General features: G+C 66.5%; 15 protein-coding genes. 14 read left to right on the plus strand and 1 reads right to left on the minus strand.

Annotated features, from left to right (window positions below):
• The first annotated feature begins 4 nt into the window (after positions 1-4).
• From ACN9MZ_RS02785 to ACN9MZ_RS02845, 13 genes are read left to right on the plus strand one after another with little or no spacing between them, the layout of a single operon-like run.
• Positions 5-1,033: an XrtA/PEP-CTERM system-associated ATPase gene (locus ACN9MZ_RS02785; protein ID WP_426340803.1), complete on the plus strand. Its 1,029-nt coding sequence runs from the start codon at positions 5-7 to the stop codon at positions 1,031-1,033.
• A complete protein-coding gene (wecB, locus tag ACN9MZ_RS02790) occupies positions 1,030-2,160 on the plus strand; it encodes a non-hydrolyzing UDP-N-acetylglucosamine 2-epimerase (RefSeq protein WP_426340804.1) in 1,131 nt (376 codons plus the stop codon). Before ACN9MZ_RS02785 ends, wecB begins: the two co-directional genes overlap by 4 nt.
• Before the next feature lie 2 nt (positions 2,161-2,162).
• Positions 2,163-3,008 carry an XrtA system polysaccharide deacetylase gene (locus tag ACN9MZ_RS02795; protein ID WP_426340805.1) on the plus strand — a complete coding sequence of 282 codons (846 nt, stop codon included), beginning with the start codon at positions 2,163-2,165 and terminating at the stop codon, positions 3,006-3,008.
• On the plus strand, positions 3,005-4,198 hold the full coding sequence (locus ACN9MZ_RS02800) for a FemAB family XrtA/PEP-CTERM system-associated protein (RefSeq protein WP_426340806.1): 1,194 nt from the start codon (positions 3,005-3,007) through the stop codon (positions 4,196-4,198). The genes ACN9MZ_RS02795 and ACN9MZ_RS02800 overlap by 4 nt, the downstream gene beginning before the upstream one ends.
• 3 nt (positions 4,199-4,201) lie before the next feature.
• On the plus strand, positions 4,202-5,446 hold the full coding sequence (locus ACN9MZ_RS02805) for a TIGR03087 family PEP-CTERM/XrtA system glycosyltransferase (protein ID WP_426340807.1): 1,245 nt from the start codon (positions 4,202-4,204) through the stop codon (positions 5,444-5,446).
• The gene (xrtA, locus tag ACN9MZ_RS02810) at positions 5,443-6,990 is read left to right on the plus strand and encodes an exosortase A (protein ID WP_426340808.1); all 1,548 of its coding nucleotides are present in this window, start codon (positions 5,443-5,445) and stop codon (positions 6,988-6,990) included. Before ACN9MZ_RS02805 ends, xrtA begins: the two co-directional genes overlap by 4 nt.
• Positions 6,991-6,999: 9 nt before the next feature.
• A complete protein-coding gene (locus tag ACN9MZ_RS02815) occupies positions 7,000-8,169 on the plus strand; it encodes a TIGR03088 family PEP-CTERM/XrtA system glycosyltransferase (RefSeq protein ID WP_426340809.1) in 1,170 nt (389 codons plus the stop codon).
• Positions 8,157-10,052, plus strand: a complete 1,896-nt coding sequence (locus tag ACN9MZ_RS02820; protein WP_426340810.1) for an XrtA/PEP-CTERM system amidotransferase — start codon at positions 8,157-8,159, stop codon at positions 10,050-10,052. Before ACN9MZ_RS02815 ends, ACN9MZ_RS02820 begins: the two co-directional genes overlap by 13 nt.
• 2 nt (positions 10,053-10,054) lie before the next feature.
• Positions 10,055-11,269 carry a TIGR04063 family PEP-CTERM/XrtA system glycosyltransferase gene (locus ACN9MZ_RS02825; RefSeq protein ID WP_426342856.1) on the plus strand — a complete coding sequence of 405 codons (1,215 nt, stop codon included), beginning with the start codon at positions 10,055-10,057 and terminating at the stop codon, positions 11,267-11,269.
• Positions 11,266-12,411, plus strand: a complete 1,146-nt coding sequence (locus tag ACN9MZ_RS02830) for a glycosyltransferase family 4 protein (RefSeq protein ID WP_426340811.1) — start codon at positions 11,266-11,268, stop codon at positions 12,409-12,411. Before ACN9MZ_RS02825 ends, ACN9MZ_RS02830 begins: the two co-directional genes overlap by 4 nt.
• Positions 12,408-13,778 carry a phenylacetate--CoA ligase family protein gene (locus tag ACN9MZ_RS02835; protein WP_426340812.1) on the plus strand — a complete coding sequence of 457 codons (1,371 nt, stop codon included), beginning with the start codon at positions 12,408-12,410 and terminating at the stop codon, positions 13,776-13,778. Before ACN9MZ_RS02830 ends, ACN9MZ_RS02835 begins: the two co-directional genes overlap by 4 nt.
• Positions 13,779-13,791: 13 nt before the next feature.
• The gene (locus ACN9MZ_RS02840; protein ID WP_426340813.1) at positions 13,792-15,084 is read left to right on the plus strand and encodes a putative O-glycosylation ligase, exosortase A system-associated; all 1,293 of its coding nucleotides are present in this window, start codon (positions 13,792-13,794) and stop codon (positions 15,082-15,084) included.
• Positions 15,074-16,045, plus strand: a complete 972-nt coding sequence (locus ACN9MZ_RS02845) for a polysaccharide deacetylase family protein (RefSeq protein ID WP_426340814.1) — start codon at positions 15,074-15,076, stop codon at positions 16,043-16,045. Before ACN9MZ_RS02840 ends, ACN9MZ_RS02845 begins: the two co-directional genes overlap by 11 nt.
• Here the strand turns inward: ACN9MZ_RS02845 and ACN9MZ_RS02850 are convergent.
• A complete protein-coding gene (locus ACN9MZ_RS02850) occupies positions 16,042-16,368 on the minus strand; it encodes a hypothetical protein (protein ID WP_426340815.1) in 327 nt (108 codons plus the stop codon). The genes ACN9MZ_RS02845 and ACN9MZ_RS02850 overlap by 4 nt on opposite strands.
• A 62-nt stretch (positions 16,369-16,430) precedes the next feature.
• Here ACN9MZ_RS02850 and ACN9MZ_RS02855 point away from each other — a divergent pair, with 62 nt between their 5' ends.
• Positions 16,431-16,688: a MoaD/ThiS family protein gene (locus tag ACN9MZ_RS02855; RefSeq protein ID WP_426340816.1), complete on the plus strand. Its 258-nt coding sequence runs from the start codon at positions 16,431-16,433 to the stop codon at positions 16,686-16,688.

Genomic DNA, 16,688 nt, shown 5'->3' on the forward strand with positions numbered 1-16,688 from the left:
TCCCATGTATGAGAGCTATTACGGGCTGAGCGACAAGCCCTTCCGCCTGCGGCCCGACCCGCATTTCTTCTTCGGCAGCAAGGGCCACAAGCGGGCCATGGCTTACCTCGAGTACGGCCTGTCGCAGGGCGAAGGCTTCATCGTCATCACCGGCGAAGTCGGGGCCGGCAAGACCACCCTGGTGCGCAACCTGTTCAACCAGATCGCGTCGGACAAGATCGTGACGTGCCACCTGGTCAACACCCACCTCAGCTCCGACGACGTGCTGCGCGGCGTGGTGGGCGGCTTCGGCCTGCCGTGCGAAGATGCGGCCAGCAAGACCACCCTGCTGGCCCGCCTGGAAGCGTTCCTGCGCCAGTGTGAGCAGGATGGCAAGCGCGCGCTGCTGGTGGTTGACGAAGCGCAGAACCTGACGCCGAAAGTGGTGGAAGAATTGCGCATGCTGTCCAATTTCCAGACCGACGAGAAATCGCTGCTGCAGACTTTCCTGCTGGGCCAGCCGGAATTCCGCGCCACCCTGCACAGTCCCGGCATGTCGCAGCTGCGCCAGCGCGTGATTGCGACCTACCACCTGGGACCGATGGACAGCAGCGAAAGCAATGCCTATATCGAGCACCGCATGCGCACCGTCGGCTGGCGCGGCAACCCGCACCTGACGCCGGCTGCCTATGCTGCCGTGTTCGAATATACCGGCGGCATCCCGCGCAAGACCAACCACCTGATGGACCGCCTGCTGCTGATGGGCTTCCTGGAAGAGATGCAGGAATTCACCGATGCCGACGTCGACACGGTGATCCGCGATATCGCGCAGGAATTCCAGCCGCCGCCGCCCGAAGCGGCTGCCGACGGCGCCGATGGCGCGGCCATGCATGACGCCGGCGCTGGCGGCCTCAGCTTCGGCAACCAGTACCCGGCCGTGCTGGACGAGCGCATGATGCGCGTCGAAAAATCGCTGACGTCGGTGCTGTCGATCCTGAAGAAGATCGTGCGTTCGCCGTCCTCCTACAATATCCAACAGGACAGCAACGAATGAGTGCCTTCCGAATCCTATGCGTGGTCGGCGCGCGGCCGAACTTCATGAAGATGGCGCCCATCATGGCTGCCTTCGCGCAGCGCAAGCCGCAGGTCGAGGCGTTGCTGGTGCACACCGGCCAACACTACGACGTTGCCATGAACCAGCAGTATTTCGATGCGCTGGGCATCCCGAGCCCGGACATCAACCTGGAAGTCGGCTCCGGCAGCCACGCCCAGCAGACCGCCGAAGTGATGAAGCGCTTCGAGCCGGCCATGGATGAAGTGCAGCCGGCAGCCGTGCTGGTGGTGGGCGACGTCAATTCCACCATCGCCTGCGCGCTGGTGGCGGCCAAGAAGGGCGTGCCGGTGATCCACGTGGAAGCGGGCCTGCGCAGCTTCGACCGCGCCATGCCGGAAGAAATCAACCGTGTGCTGACCGACCAGCTGTCGGACCTGCTGTTCACCACCGAGGAGAGCGGCGCCGACAACCTGGCCAGGGAAGGCATCGCCGGCGGTCGAGTGCACTTCGTCGGCAACGTGATGATCGATACCCTGCGCGCCAACCTGGCGCGCGCCATCCCGGCGCCGCAGATAGCGGCCGGCGCCGGGCGCCCGGACTTCAAGGCAGGCAAGGGCGAATACGCCGTGCTGACCCTGCACCGGCCGTCGAACGTGGACGACAAGGCCGTGCTGCAAGGCTTGCTGGAAACCGCCGCCAGGATTTCGGAACGCACGCCGGTGATCTTCCCGGTGCACCCGCGCACCCGCGCCACCATCGAGAAATTCGGCCTGAGCCACCTGCTGGACCGCCCGGAAGTGCTGCTGCTGCCGCCCATGGGCTACCTCGAGATGCTGGGCCTGATGCGCGATGCGCGCGTGGTGCTGACCGATTCCGGCGGCATCCAGGAAGAGACCACCGCGCTCGGCACGCCATGCATTACGCTGCGCCACAACACCGAGCGCCCGATCACTGTCGACGAAGGCACCAACACCATTGCCGGCAACGACCCGGCGCATATCTGGGCGGCTTATGAGGCGCAGCTGGCCGGCGCCGGCAAGGCCGGCCGCATCCCGCACTTCTGGGATGGCCGCGCCGCCGAGCGCATTGCCGCCATCGTGCTGGACTGGCTGAAGGCGCGGGGCTGAACATGGGCGCGGCCGTTCGCAATGCAATGACGATCGACGTGGAAGACTACTTCCAGGTGTCGGCGTTCGCGCCGCACATCAGCCGCGAGAGCTGGCCGCAGCGCGAATGCCGGGTCGAGGCGAACATCGACCGCGTGCTGGCCGTCCTGGACGACGGCCAGGCCAAGGGCACCTTCTTCACCCTGGGCTGGATCGCCGAACGCTATCCGGACATGGTGAGGCGCATCGTGGCCGGCGGCCATGAACTGGCCAGCCACGGCTATGGCCACCTGCGCGCTTCCGACCAGTCGCGCGAGCAGTTCATGGACGATATCTCGAGCAGCAAGAAGATCCTGGAAGACATCGGCGGCCAGCAGGTGATCGGCTACCGCGCGCCCAGCTTTTCGATCGGCCCGGGCAACCTGTGGGCGCTCGACGTGCTGCAGGAAGCGGGCTACCGCTACAGCTCCTCGATCTACCCGATTGCGCACGACCATTACGGCATGCCCGATGCGCCGCGCTTTGCCTTCCACCCGAACGGCGCGCAAGGCTTGCTGGAAGTGCCGATCACCACCGTGCGCATCGGCCAGCGCAACCTGCCGGCCGGCGGCGGCGGCTATTTCCGCCTGCTGCCGTATGCGCTGTCGCGCGGCATGATGCGGCGCGTGAACAGGGAAGACGGCCAGCCGGCCATCTTCTACTGCCACCCGTGGGAGCTCGATCCGGGCCAGCCGCGCCCTGAAGGGCTGGGACTGAAGACGCGCTTCCGCCATTACGTCAACCTGCACCGCATGGAGTCGCGCATCAGGGCCCTGACGCGCGATTTCGCGTGGGATCGCATGGACCGCATTTTCCTGGGGCAGCAATGACCTCGATTATCGAAGCAGCGGCCGAGCGCCGCGCGGCACGGGCCAAGGCGGAGGCGGAAGCGGCGACGGCGCTGGCAGTGGCCGCCGGCAAACCGGTAAACCAGGATCAGGCACAAGTGCCCGCCCCTGATGACGCGGCTGCCGCCTTGCCGGTTCTGGTGCAGCTGCTCGGCAGCGGCGCCGAAGAGCGCGCCCGCTGGGACGCCTTCGTCCAGGCCTGCCCCGAAGCGACCTTCTTCCACCGCAGCGGCTGGCAGACCATCATCGAGCAATGCTACCGCCACCCGACCTGGTTCTTCTACGTGGAAGAGGGCGGCGTGATCACCGGCGTGCTGCCGCTGGCGCGCATGAAGAGCCGCATGTTCGGCCACTACCTCGCCTCCTTGCCGTTCTGCGTCTACGGCGGCGTGGCAGCGACCACCGACACCGCGCGCAAGCTGCTGGACCAGGCCGCCGAAGAGCTGGCCGCCGCGCTCGGCGTGGGCCACCTGGAATACCGCAACTATGCACCGGCCCATCCCGGCGACCCGAAATGGCAGGGCAAGGACCTGTACTACACCTTCCGCAAGGCGATCAGCGGCAACGACGAAGAAAACATGAACGCCATCCCGCGCAAGCAGCGCGCGATGGTGCGCAAGGGCATCAAGCTCAATTTGCAAGGCGAGGTGGACGACAACGTCGACCGCATGTTCACCGCCTACGCCCACAGCGTGCACCGCCTGGGCACGCCGGTCTTTCCGAAGAAGTATTTCGCCCTGCTCAAGGAAACCTTCAAGGACGACTGCGAAGTGCGCGTCATCACGCAGGACGGCCAGCTGGTGGCCGGCGTGCTGAGTTTCTTCTTCCGCGACGAAGTGCTGCCCTACTACGGCGGCGGCATGGACCTTGCGCGCGAGGTGGCCGGCAATGACTTCATGTACTGGAACCTGATGCAGGCTGCGGCCGCCAAAGGCTGCCGCATGTTCGACTTTGGCCGCAGCAAGAAGGGCACCGGCGCTTTTGACTTCAAGAAGAACTGGGGCTTCACCGCCCAGCCGCTGCCTTACGAATACCAGCTGTTCGCGGCCGACGCGCTGCCGGACGTGAATCCGCTGAACCCGAAATACCAGCTTTTCATCAAGCTGTGGAAGGCAATGCCGCTGCCGCTGGCCAATGCGCTCGGCCCTTTCATCGTCAAGAACCTGGGGTAAATCGTGGAAGACCTGCTGCTGCTGGTGCATCGCATGCCCTATCCGCCCAACAAGGGCGACAAGATACGCTCCTGGCATTTGCTCAAGCATCTGGCGCAACGCTACCGCGTGCACCTGGCCACCTTTGTCGACGATCCGGACGACTGGCAGCACGTGCCCGTGCTGCAGGAGACCTGCGCCTCGTCGCATTTCCTGCCGCTGGCGCCGCGCAGCGCGCGCGTGCGCAGCTTGGGCGCCGTGCTGCGCAACCGCGCCCTGTCCTACGACTATTACCGCCATGCCGGCATGCAGCGCTGGGTCGACGACACCATGCGCCGGCATGGCATCGGCCGCATCGTGGTATTTTCCTCGCCGATGGCGCAGTACGCCGAGGCCTGGCCCCAAGCGCGCCGGGTGATCGACTTGGTCGACGTCGATTCCGACAAATGGCGCCAGTACGCCGAGCGCAAGCCGTGGCCGGCCAGTGCGGTCTTCAGCTACGAAGCCAGCCGCCTGCTGCGCTATGAACGCCAGGTGGCCGCCAGCTTCGACGCCTCGCTCTTCGTTTCCGCGCCGGAGGCCGAACTGTTTCGCCGCCTGGCGCCGGAAAGCGCTGCGCGCATCGGCTCCTTCAGCAACGGCGTCGATACGGCGTTCTTCGCGCCGGGCAGCTACGCCAACCCCTACGCGCCCGGTGAAAAGGCGCTGGTGTTTTGCGGCGCCATGGACTACTGGCCGAATATCGATGCGGTGCAATGGTTCGCGGACGAGGTGCTGCCGGCCCTGCGCGAGCGCGATCCTGCGGCGCGCTTCGTGATCGTCGGCGCCCGCCCGTCGGCAGAGGTGCAGGCGCTGGCGGCGCGGCCCGGCATTACCGTGACAGGGACCGTCCCTGACGTGCGGGCCTATGTGGCGCACGCCGCGCTGTCGGTGGCGCCGCTGCGCATCGCGCGCGGCATCCAGAACAAGGTGCTGGAAGCGATGGCGATGGCGAAAGCCGTGCTGGTGACGCCGCAAGCGCTGGAAGGCATCGATGCGCAAGTGGGGCGCGAACTGCTGCTGGCTGACGATGCCGCGCGCTGGATTGCCGCCGCCGCCGCTGCCCTGGACGGCCCGGCAAGCGGGCTTGACGCACTTGGCGCCGCGGCGCGCGCGCGCGTGGTGGCGGACTACAGCTGGGATGCCCGGCTGGCGCCCCTGGACCGCATGATCGAAACCCCTGCTGCGCAGGAAGCTGGCGCAGCCCCAGCCCTATGGACACCAGCATGAATACCTTGCCTTCCAGTGGACCAGCCGCGACGCCCGGCGCGGCAACCGGACCTGTAGCGGACGCCCGCAATGCGCTGCTGGTGGCGCTGGTCATGCTGCTGCCGCTGCTGGTGTTCCATGAAACCGCCTGGAGCGTCGCCCAGATCTGGGAACGCTCCGAAACCTTTGCGCACGGCTTCCTGATCCTGCCGATCAGCCTGTGGCTGGTGTGGCGCGAGCGCGCGGCGCTGCAGCAACTGCCGCTGCAGCCGTGCTGGCCGGCCTTGCTCTTGCTGGCCGGCTGCGGCGCGGCCTGGCTGCTGGCCGATCTGGCCGAAGTGGGCATCGTGCGCCAGTACGCGCTGGCAGCCATGCTGCCGCTGACCGTGCTGGCCGTGCTGGGCAAGCGCATTGCCGGCGCCCTGGTGTTCCCGCTGGCCTTCCTCCTGTTCGCGGTGCCGGTCGGCGAAAGCCTGGTGCCGCCGCTGATCGACCTGACCGCCAACTTCACCGTCCAGGCGCTGCGCCTGACCGGCATTCCGGTCCTGCGCGAAGGGAACAACTTCGCCATCCCCAGCGGCAACTGGTCGGTGGTCGATGCCTGCAGCGGCCTGCGCTACCTGATCTCGTCGATCACGCTCGGCTGCCTGTTTTCCTACTTGAGCTACCGCACTGCATGGCGCCGTGCCGCCTTCATCCTGGCCTCGGTGCTGGTGCCCATCGCGGCCAACGGCGTGCGCGCCTACATGATCGTGATGATGGGCCACCTGAGCGGCATGACGCTGGCGGTGGGGGTCGACCACCTGATTTACGGCTGGCTGTTCTTCGGGATCGTGATGCTGCTGCTGTTCTGGGTCGGCAGCTTCTGGCGCGAAGACGGCCCGGCGGCGCACAATGCCCCGGCCGCGCCGCGGCCGGCGCCGCCACTGCCAGTGCGCCCGCTGGCTGGCGGCGTGGCCGCCGTGCTGGCCGTGCTGGCGGTGTGGCCGGCCCTGGCGTCGCGCGCCGACCAGGCCACGGCGGTCGCCCCGGCAGCCAGCTTGGCGCTGGCCTCGCCGACCCCGGCCGGGCCGGCTTTCACCACCTGGCAGCCCGACTATGCCCCGGCCAGCAGCACGCTGCGCCAGTTCTTTGCCGGCCAGCAGCCGGTCGGCCTGACTGTGCTGTTCTACCGCGACGCCCCGGGCAGCGCCAAGCTGGTCAGCTCGACCAACCGCATCGGCCAGCAGAAGGCCGCGTTCCACGAAAACAGTTCGGGCCTGCGCGACGAGAATTTCGGCGGCCGCCATATGGCCGTGCGCGAAGCCATGCTGGGCTTTGAAGGGCGGCGCCTGCTCGTGTGGCAGTGGTACTGGGTCAACGGCAGCCTGACCAGCAGCAATTACGTCGGCAAGCTGCTGCAGATCAAGGGCAAGCTCTTGGCCGGCAACGGCGATGGCGCAGCCGTGATGGTGTTTGCGCCTTATGATGAAGACCCGGCAGCGGCGCGTGCCGCCATGCGCGCCTTCCTGGATAGCAACCTCGAGCCGCTGGACCAGGCGTTGGCCGCCACCCGGCGTCCCTGATTCCCTGCCATGAACGACATCCCACTCATCGTCCACCTGACGTATGCCCTGGATTTTGGCGGCATGGAAAACCTCATGGTCGAGCGCATCAACCGCATGCCTGCCGAGCGATACCGCCACGCCATCGTCTGCCTGACGCGCGTCAACCCGGACTTCGTCAAGCGCATCAGCAAGCCCGGCGTCGCCGTGCACACCCTCGGCAAGCAACCCGGCCTGTCGCCCGCCACGCATGGCGTGCTGTGGCGCCTGTTGCGCGCGCTACAGCCGGCCGTGCTCCATACCTATAACTTCTCGGCCATCGAATACGCGCCAACGGCGCTGCTGGCCGGGGTGCCGGTGCGCGTCAACGGCGCCCACGGCCGTGACCACACCGATCCAGACGGCAGCAACCGCAAGCACAATTTCCTGCGCCGCCTGATGCTGCCGTTCTACGACGTGTGCTATGCCAATTCGGCTGCCATGGAGCAGTGGAACCGCGACGTGATCGGCGTGCCGCCCGCCAAGAGCCGCCTGCTGGCCAACGGCATCGACACCGAGCGCTTCCGCGTGCGCGGCGACAGCGAGGCGCGTCCCTTCTTCAACCAAGGCGAGATCGTGATCGGCGCCGTCGGCCGTGTGCAGGACGTGAAAGACCACGCGACCTTGATGGATGCCTTCCTGCTGTTGCGCCAGTTGCTGCCGCAGCAGAGCGAACGCCTGCGGCTGGCGATTGTCGGCGACGGGCCGCTGCTGCAAAAGCTGCGCGACAAGGCAGCGGCAGCCGGCATTGCCGACGCGGTATGGCTGCCGGGCGCGCGCGACGACGTGCCCGAGATCCTGCGCAGCTTCGACGTCTTCGCCATGTCTTCGATCGCCGAGGGCACGCCCGGCTCGGCCCTGGAAGCCATGGCCAGCGGCTTGCCGGTGGTGGGCACGCGCGTGGGCGGCATACCGGAAGTGATCGAAAAAGGCATCACCGGCCAGCTGGTGCCGCCGTCGAACGCGGCGGCCATGGCGGCCGCGCTGAAGCACTATGTGGAAGCGCCGGCGCTGGCGCGCCGCCACGGCCAGGCCGGCCGGGAGCGGGTGCTGCGCAAGTACAGCATGCCGGCCATGGTGGCCGGTTACCAGGACATGTACGACAGCTTGTGCGAACGCAAGCTCAAGATAAGAAAGCCAGTACCATCATGTGCGGAATAACAGGGATCATGGATGCGCGCGGCGGGCGCGCGGTGGACGAGGCGCTGCTGCGCCGCATGAACGACACCCAGCATCATCGCGGGCCCGACGAGGGCGATGTGTATATCGAGCCGGGCGTGGGCTTTGGCCACCGCCGCCTGTCGGTGATCGACATCGCGCTCGGCCAGCAGCCGCTTGGCAACGAAGACGGCAGCGTGATGGTCTGCTACAACGGCGAGATCTACAACTACCGCGAACTGACCGCGCAGCTGAAAGCGCTCGGCCACACGTTCAAGACAAAGAGCGACACCGAAGTGATCGTGCACGCCTGGGAACAGTGGGGCGAGGAGTGCGTGCACCACTTCCGCGGCATGTTCGCCATCGGCCTGTGGGACCGCAACAAGCAGGTGATGTTCCTGGCGCGCGACCGCTTGGGCGTCAAGCCGCTGTACTACGCCATGACGCCGGACGGCTGGTTTGCCTTCAGTTCCGAACTGAAAGCGCTGCGCATGCATCCTTCGCTGCCGCGCGAGATCGACCCGCAGGCGGTGGAAGACTATTTCGCCTACGGCTACGTGCCGGAGCCGAAAACCATCTACAAAGGCGCGCTCAAGCTGTCGCCGGGCTTTCGCCTGACGCAGAAAGTCGGCGCGCCGCTGGCGGCGCCGGAGCAGTTCTGGGACGTGCCGTTCAAGCTGCACGAAAAGATGACCGAGAGCGATGCCCAGGGCGAGCTGGTGGAGCGCCTGCGCGAGGCGGTGAAGATCCGCCTGATGGCCGAAGTGCCGCTGGGCGCCTTCCTGTCGGGCGGCGTCGATTCCTCCGCCGTGGTGGCCATGATGGCCGGCCTTGACGAAGGCGCCGTGCACACCTGCTCGATCGCCTTCAAGGACAAGGCCTTCGACGAGTCGGCATACGCGCAACAGGTGGCGCAGCTGTACAAGACTGACCATTTCGTGGAAACCGTCGACACCGACGACTACGGGCTGCTCGACACCCTGGCCCACCTGTACGACGAACCGTATGCCGACAGTTCGGCGATCCCGACCTATCGCGTGTGCCAGCTGGCGCGCAAGCGCGTCACAGTTGCGCTGTCGGGCGACGGCGGCGACGAGAACCTGGCCGGCTACCGCCGCTACCGCTATGCGATGGCCGAGCAGAGCGTGCGCGGACGCATCCCGCAAGCGCTGCGCAAGCCGGTGTTCGGCACCCTGGGTCGCGTGTATCCGAAGGCCGACTGGGCGCCGCGCGTGTTCCGCGCCAAGACCACTTTCGAAGCGCTCTCGCGCGACCTGGTGGAGGGCTATTTCCACGGCGTGTCGATCATGTCCGATGCCATGCGCGCACGCCTGTTCTCGCCCAGGTTCCGCGCCGGCCTGCAGGGCTATGGCGCGATCGACGTGATGCGCGGCCACGCGGCCAAATCGCCGACCGACGATCCGCTGTCGATGATCCAGTACCTGGACATGAAGACCTACCTGCCGGGCGACATCCTGACCAAGGTGGATCGCGCTTCGATGGCGCACGCGCTGGAAGTGCGGGTGCCTCTGCTGGACCACAAGCTGGTCGAGTGGATTTCCGGCCTGCCGCCGGAGATGAAGCTGAAGGGCAGCGAAGGCAAGTACATCTTCAAGAAATCGATGGAGAAGTACCTGCCGCACGATATCCTGTACCGCCGCAAGCAGGGCTTCGCGGTGCCGCTGGCGGCGTGGTTCCGCGGCCCACTGCGCGAGCGCGTGCAACAAGCCTTGCTGGGGCCGACCCTGGCCGACACCGGCATGTTCAACCAGGACTTCCTGCGCGAACTGGTGGAGCAGCACCTGTCAGGCCGGCGCGACTACAGCGCCCCGATCTGGTCCCTGCTGATGTTTGAAGCCTTCCTGAAAAAAGAGATGCAGGCATGAGTATCCGTATCCTGCACGTGCTGGACCATTCGATCCCGCTGCACAGCGGCTATACCTTCCGCACGCGTTCCATTTTGCAGGCCCAGCGCGCGCGCGGCTGGCAGACTTTCCATATCACCAGCCCGAAACAGGGCGCTAGCGGCGCGCCGCGCGAGACGGTCGATGGCCTGGAGTTCTACCGCACGGCGCCAGCCAGCGGGCCGCTGGCGCAGCTGCCGGTGCTGAACCAGGTGGCGGTGATCAACGCGCTGGCAGCTCGCCTGCTGGAAGTGGCGCAGGAAGTGAAGCCAGACGTGCTGCACGCGCATTCGCCGGCACTGAACGCCGTGGCGGCGCTGCGCGTTGGCCGCAAGCTCGGCATCCCTGTCGTGTACGAGATCCGCGCCTTCTGGGAAGACGCCGCCGTCGACCACGGCACCAGCAAGGAATGGGGCCTGCGCTACCGCCTGACGCGCGCCATGGAAACCTGGGCACTGCAACGCGTCGACGCGGCCACCACGATTTGCGAAGGCTTGCGCAGCGAGATCATCGGGCGCGGCATTCCGGCCAAAAAAATCGAAGTGATCCCGAACGCCGTCGATATCGGCGACTTCTCGGTCGGCGGCGCGCGCGATGAAGCGCTGGCGCAGCAACTGGGCCTGGAAGACAAGACCGTGTTGGGCTTCATCGGTTCCTTCTACGCCTACGAGGGGCTAGACATCCTGCTCAACGCCCTGCCGGCCATGCTGGCGCAGCGCCAGGAGATCCGCGTGCTGCTGGTCGGCGGTGGGCCGCAGGACGCCGCGCTGCGCGCGCAAGCCAGGGCGCTCGGCATCGCGGACAAGGTGGTCTTCACCGGCCGCGTGCCGCACAGCGAAGTACAGCGCTATTACAACCTGGTGGACGTGCTGTGCTACCCGCGACACAAGATGCGCCTGACCGACCTGGTGACGCCGCTCAAGCCGCTGGAAGCCATGGCCCAGGGCCGCCTGATGGTGGCCTCGGACGTGGGCGGCCACAAGGAACTGATCGACGACGGCCGCACCGGCGTGCTGTTTACCGCCGGCGATGCCGCATCGTTGTCGCAGCAGGTGCTGGCATTGCTGGAAGCGCCGCAGACATGGCAGGCATTCCGCCAGTCGGGGCGCCGCTTCGTGGAGGAAGAACGCAACTGGACCGCCAGCGTTGCGCGCTACCGCAATGTGTACGGCAGCATCACGGAGAAAGCACTGGCATGAACGCGCCGCAGCAAGCATTTGCCGCCGTGCCGCGCGCCGAGGAGGCGCCGGAAGTGCAGCGCATTGCCCTGGTCGGGCCGCTGCCGCCGCCTTCCGGCGGCATGGCCAACCAGGCCCTGCAGCTGGCCGGCTTGCTGCGCGAGGCCGGCATCGCGGTCGATTTCGTGCAGACCAACGCGCCGTACCGCCCGGCCTGGGCCGGCAAGGTGCGCGGCGTGCGGGCCCTGTTCCGCATGCTGCCGTATTTGGCGGACCTGTGGCGCGCCGCCGGCCGCGTGCAGGTATTCCATGTGATGGCCAATTCCGGCTGGTCCTGGCACCTGTTTGCCGCGCCGGCGATCTGGATCGCGCACCTGCGCGGCACGCCGGTGGTGGTCAATTACCGCGGCGGCGAGGCCGCCAACTTCCTCAAGCAGGCCGCGGCCTGGATGCGCCCCAGCCTGCGCCGCTGCGCCGCCCTGGCCGTGCCTTCGGGCTTCCTGGCGCACGTATTCCGCCAGCACGGCATCGATTCGGTAGTGGTGCCCAACATCGTCAACCTGGAGCGCTTTGCTGCCGACGCGGCGCCGCGCGCTCGCGGCGCCTTGCGCCTGCTGGTGGCGCGCAACCTGGAAGACATCTACGACAACGCCAGCGCGCTGCGCGCTTTCGCCATCATCCGGCAAACCCATCCCGAGGCCACGCTCACGGTGGCCGGTTCCGGCCCGCTGCGCAGCGAACTAGAACAACTGGCGCAGGGACTGGGTGTGGCGCACGCTGTCCGCTTTACCGGCCGCGTCGATACTGCCGACATGCCGGCCCTGTACCGCAATGCCGACGTTATGCTGAATCCCAGCCTGGTAGACAATATGCCCAATTCCGTGCTGGAGGCCCTGGCCAGCGGCGCCCTGGTGGTCAGCACCAACGTCGGCGGCGTGCCCTACGTGGTGGAAGACGGCAAAACCGCGCTGCTGGTGCCGCCGGCCAATCCGGCCGCCATGGCGCAAGCCGTGCTGCGCCTGGCCGAACAACCGGCGCTGGCCGAGGCGCTGCGCAGCGCCGGGCGCGCCAGCGTGGCGCAATATGCCTGGTCCAGCGTCAAGCCGCGCCTGCTGGATGTTTACCGCCAGGCCCTGGCCAGCAAAGGAGGGCGACGCCCATGATCTATACCGCCCTGGTTTCCGGCGTGCTGTTCCCGCTGCATGAAAAGCTCAAAAAGCACAGCAGCGTGGCCGTGCGCCGCCATATGGAGCAGACCCAGTACTGGCCGCCGGCCCGGCTGCAGGAATTGCAGATCGAACGCTTGCGCGCCCTGCTGCTGCGCGCCCAGCAGCACGTGCCGTATTACCGCGCAGCCTTTGCCCGCATCGGCTTCGATGCCGTGCGCGACTTTCATGGCGTGCCGGACCTGGTGCGCCTGCCGCTGCTGGACAAGGCTGCCATCCGCGACAATATCGAAGCGCTAAAAGCCGATGATGCCCAGAACCTGGTGCGCTACAACACCGGCGGTTCCACCGGCGCGCCGCTGACCTTCTTCGTCGGGCGCCACCGCGTCAGCCACGACGTCGCCGCCAAATGGCGCGCCACGCGCTGGTGGAATGTCGACATCGGCGACCGCGAGATCGTGATCTGGGGCTCGCCGATCGAGTTGAGCGCGCAGGACCGCGTGCGCATGGTGCGCGACACCTTGATGCGCACCGAACTGATGTCGGCTTTCGCCACCACCGAAGCAGGACTGGACGGCCACGTGGAACGCATCCGCCAGCGCAAGCCGAAGATGCTGTTCGGCTATCCGACCGTGCTGGCGCGCATTGCCTCGCATGCAGAAGACAAGGGCATCCGGCTCGACAAGCTGGGCATCCGCGTGGCCTTCGTCACTTCCGAATGCCTGTACCAGTCGCAGCGCGAGCAGATCGAGCGCGTGTTCGGCTGCCCGGTGGCCAATGGCTACGGCGGCCGCGATTCCGGCTTCATCGCCCACCAGTGCCCGGCCGGCAAGCTGCACATCACCAGCGAAGACATCGTGATCGAAGTGCTGGACCCGGAAGGCCGGCAACTGCCGCCTGGCGAATCGGGCGAGATCGTCGTGACGCATTTGCAGTCGGGCGATTTCCCCTTCATCCGCTACCGCACCGGCGACGTCGGCGCGCTGGACACCGAGCCATGCAGCTGCGGCCGCACCTTGCCGGTGCTGAAGGAAATCCACGGCCGCACCACCGACTTCCTGATCAACCAGGACGGCACCCTGATCCACAGCGCCGCGCTGGCCTACATCATGCGCGACTTGCCGGCGGTGCGCGCCTTTAAGGTGATCCAGGAAACGCTGGACTGGACCCGCGTGCAGATCGTGTACGATGGCCTGTTCGACGACAAGGCGCGGCAGGCAGTCGAAGCGGGCTTCCATGCGCGCATGGGCAAGCAGGTGAAGATCGACGTGGAACTGGTGCCGGAAATCCTGCCGGAAAAGAGCGGCAAATACCGCTATTGCGTGACCAAGCTGGAGACCCCATGGAACGCCTTGACGAAGTAAGCCTGGAGGCGCCATGCGCGACATACTGATCACCCTGATCGTATTCGGTTCGCTGCCGTTCGTTTTCAAGCGGCCCTTCTATGGCGCCGTGCTGTGGATCTGGATCAGCGTGATGAACCCGCACACCCAGAGCTGGGGCTGGGCGCAAAGCATGCCGTTCGCCGCCATCATCGCGGGGACCACGGTGTTGGCAATGATGGCAAGGCCGAGGGACGTCAAATTCCCGAATACCGCCCTGACCTGGATCCTGGTGGCGTTCACGGGCTGGATGTGCCTGACGACCCTGTTTGCCATCGGCCCGGAAAACCCCTTGCCGCTGCTGAACAAGGTCGTGAAGATCATGGTCATGACCCTGGTCGTGGCCATGCTGGTGCGCACCCGCAAGGACATTGAAATGGTGGTGTGGGCCATCGTGGTCTCGCTCGGCTTCTATGGCGTGAAAGGCGGCCTGTTCACCATCCGCAGCGCCGGCGCCTACCGCGTGTGGGGACCGACCGGCACCTTCATCGAAGGGAATAACGAGATCGCGCTGGCCCTGATCATGGTGGTGCCGCTGATGCTGTTCCTCGGCGGCCTGATCTCCAGCAAATGGGGCAGGCGCGCCATGTGGGCTGCTGCCGGCCTGTGCGTGCTGGCTGCCCTGGGTTCCTATTCCCGCGGCGCGGCAGTGGCGCTGGCAGCCATGCTCGGCTTCCTCTGGCTGAAGAGCCAGGAAAAGTTGAAGCTGGGTGCACTGATGGTGGTGCTGGCCCCGCTGGCGCTGGTGTTCATGCCGGAACAATGGCACAGCCGGATCGATACCATCAACACTTACGAGCAGGACAGCTCGGCGATGGGCCGCATCAACGCCTGGAAGATGGCCTTCAACCTGGCCAACGACCATCCGCTGTTCGGCGGCGGCTACCAGATCTACAACAAGTTCGTCTTCCAGCTCTACGCCCCGAATCCGGACGATATCCATGCCGCCCACAGCATCTATTTCCAGGTGCTGGGCGAACATGGCTATGTCGGCCTGGCGCTCTTCCTGCTGTTGTACCTCGTGGTCTGGCGCAACGGGACCTGGGTGATCAGGCACGCCGGCGAGCAGCCTGAGCTGGAATGGGCCATCCGGCTGGTGCGCATGCTGCAGGTGAGCCTGATCGGCTTCATGGTCGGCGGCGCCTTCCTCAGCCTGGCCTATTTCGACGTGCCTTACTACATCATGGTGATCATGGTGGCGACCCGCCTGCTGGTGCAGAAGACCTTGAAAGAACAGGCGGCGCAAGCGCCCGCCGCGCTGGAAAAGGAGGCGGAAAGTGTGGCTTAAGCGGCAACTGGAGCGGGGCGCCTTGTCGCTGCTGTCCGGCGGCGGCAGGCGTGCGCCGGCCATCCTGATTTACCACCGCGTGCTGCCGGCGCAGGATCCGCTGTTCCCGGGCGAGGTGCATCGCGAGCAGTTCGAGCGCCAGCTTTGCTGGCTCAAGTCGCGCTTCAATGTGCTGCCGCTGCTGGATGCGGTGCGGCTGGGCGCCGAGGGCAGGCTGCCCGCGCGCAGCGCCTGCATCACCTTCGACGACGGGTATGCCGACAATGCCGAAGTGGCGCTGCCCCTGCTGCAGAAGCATGGCTTGCACGCGAGCTTCTTTATTGCCACCGGCTTCCTCGATGGCGGCCGCATGTGGAACGATACCGTGATCGAAGCGGTGCGGCGCGCGCCGGGCGAGGTGTTCGACGCCACGACGCTTGGCCTGGGGCGCCACGCCATCGATAGCTGGGAGACGCGCCGCAGCACCATCGGCGCCCTGATCGGCCAGCTCAAATACCTGCCGATGGAACAGCGCCTGCAGCAGGTCGGCAAGGTGGCCGCCCTGTCCGGCGCAGAGCTGCCGCGCGACCTGATGATGAGCGGCGCGCAGTTGCGCAAGATGCATGCGGCCGGCATGGGCATCGGCGGCCACACGGTCAACCACCCGATCCTGGCGCGCTTGCCGGCTGCGGAGGCGCGGCAGGAAATCGCGCAGGGCAGGGCGGCGCTGGAAGCGGCGCTCGATGCGCCGGTGCGCGCGTTCGCCTATCCGAACGGCAAACCGGGCCAGGACTACCTGCCCGAGCATGTCGCCATGGTGCGCGAGATGGGCTTTGAGGTTGCGGTATCGACCTCGTGGGGCGCCAGCCGCGGCGAGACGGACTGGTACCAGCTGCCGCGCTTCACGCCGTGGGACCAGGGCATCGGCAAGTTCGGCCTGCGCCTGGCGCGCAATATGCTGCAGCCGGCAGAACGCGTTTAACTGTCGCCGCTGCCGCCGCTGTCGCCCTTGCGCAGGCGCGACAGCAGGGCGGACGTCTGTTCGTTGAGCGGCAAGCCGTGGCGCCTTAGCAGCTGTACGTGCAGCACCAGGTTTTCCAGCACCAGCTTGGCCGCCACCGCCAGCAGGGTCAGGCGGCGGTCTTCTTCGCTGAAGCGCTCCATGGCGTCGGCCATTTCGCACAGATGGCTGGCGACCAGGGCGCGCAATTCCTGTTCGTCGAAAGGCAGATCGGCAAAGTCGATCGGGTCTTCCTGCTCCACTTCATGCATCAACAGCTCGAGTTCCTGCGGGGTGATGCCCATGTGTGGCTCCGGTTATGCACACGAGTTTATTGTAGGCCAAAGCAGGCTAGAATAGCTTTCCCATGGCCCAGATCATCTTTACCCAGCAGTTGGCGCGCTTCCTGCCGGTTCCGACGTTGGAAACCCGGGCAGCCACCTTGCGCGCAGCGCTGGACGGGGCCTTTGCCGCAAATCCGCGCCTGGGGGCCTACGTCCTGGACGAACAGGGCCGCCTGCGTGCCAACGTCGTGGTGTTCATCGACGGCAAGCGCAGTGAGCTCGACGAGCCGCTGCGCAGTGATTCCAGGATCTACGTGCTGCAAGCCCTATCGGGAGGATGA

It is taken from the genome of Pseudoduganella sp. S-14 (assembly GCF_049913285.1).
In the GTDB taxonomy this organism is placed as follows: Bacteria; Pseudomonadota; Gammaproteobacteria; order Burkholderiales; family Burkholderiaceae_D; genus Rugamonas.

Coding starts and splice junctions, on each gene's coding strand:
- ACN9MZ_RS02795 (WP_426340805.1), top strand. CDS start 2,163: ATGGGCGCGGCCGTTCGCAATGCAATGACGATCGACGTGGAAGACTAC.
- ACN9MZ_RS02820 (WP_426340810.1), top strand. CDS start 8,157: ATGTGCGGAATAACAGGGATCATGGATGCGCGCGGCGGGCGCGCGGTG.
- wecB (WP_426340804.1), top strand. CDS start 1,030: ATGAGTGCCTTCCGAATCCTATGCGTGGTCGGCGCGCGGCCGAACTTC.
- ACN9MZ_RS02785 (WP_426340803.1), top strand. CDS start 5: ATGTATGAGAGCTATTACGGGCTGAGCGACAAGCCCTTCCGCCTGCGG.
- ACN9MZ_RS02815 (WP_426340809.1), top strand. CDS start 7,000: ATGAACGACATCCCACTCATCGTCCACCTGACGTATGCCCTGGATTTT.
- ACN9MZ_RS02855 (WP_426340816.1), top strand. CDS start 16,431: ATGGCCCAGATCATCTTTACCCAGCAGTTGGCGCGCTTCCTGCCGGTT.
- ACN9MZ_RS02830 (WP_426340811.1), top strand. CDS start 11,266: ATGAACGCGCCGCAGCAAGCATTTGCCGCCGTGCCGCGCGCCGAGGAG.
- ACN9MZ_RS02850 (WP_426340815.1), bottom strand. CDS start 16,368: ATGGGCATCACCCCGCAGGAACTCGAGCTGTTGATGCATGAAGTGGAG.
- ACN9MZ_RS02835 (WP_426340812.1), top strand. CDS start 12,408: ATGATCTATACCGCCCTGGTTTCCGGCGTGCTGTTCCCGCTGCATGAA.
- ACN9MZ_RS02840 (WP_426340813.1), top strand. CDS start 13,792: ATGCGCGACATACTGATCACCCTGATCGTATTCGGTTCGCTGCCGTTC.
- xrtA (WP_426340808.1), top strand. CDS start 5,443: ATGAATACCTTGCCTTCCAGTGGACCAGCCGCGACGCCCGGCGCGGCA.
- ACN9MZ_RS02800 (WP_426340806.1), top strand. CDS start 3,005: ATGACCTCGATTATCGAAGCAGCGGCCGAGCGCCGCGCGGCACGGGCC.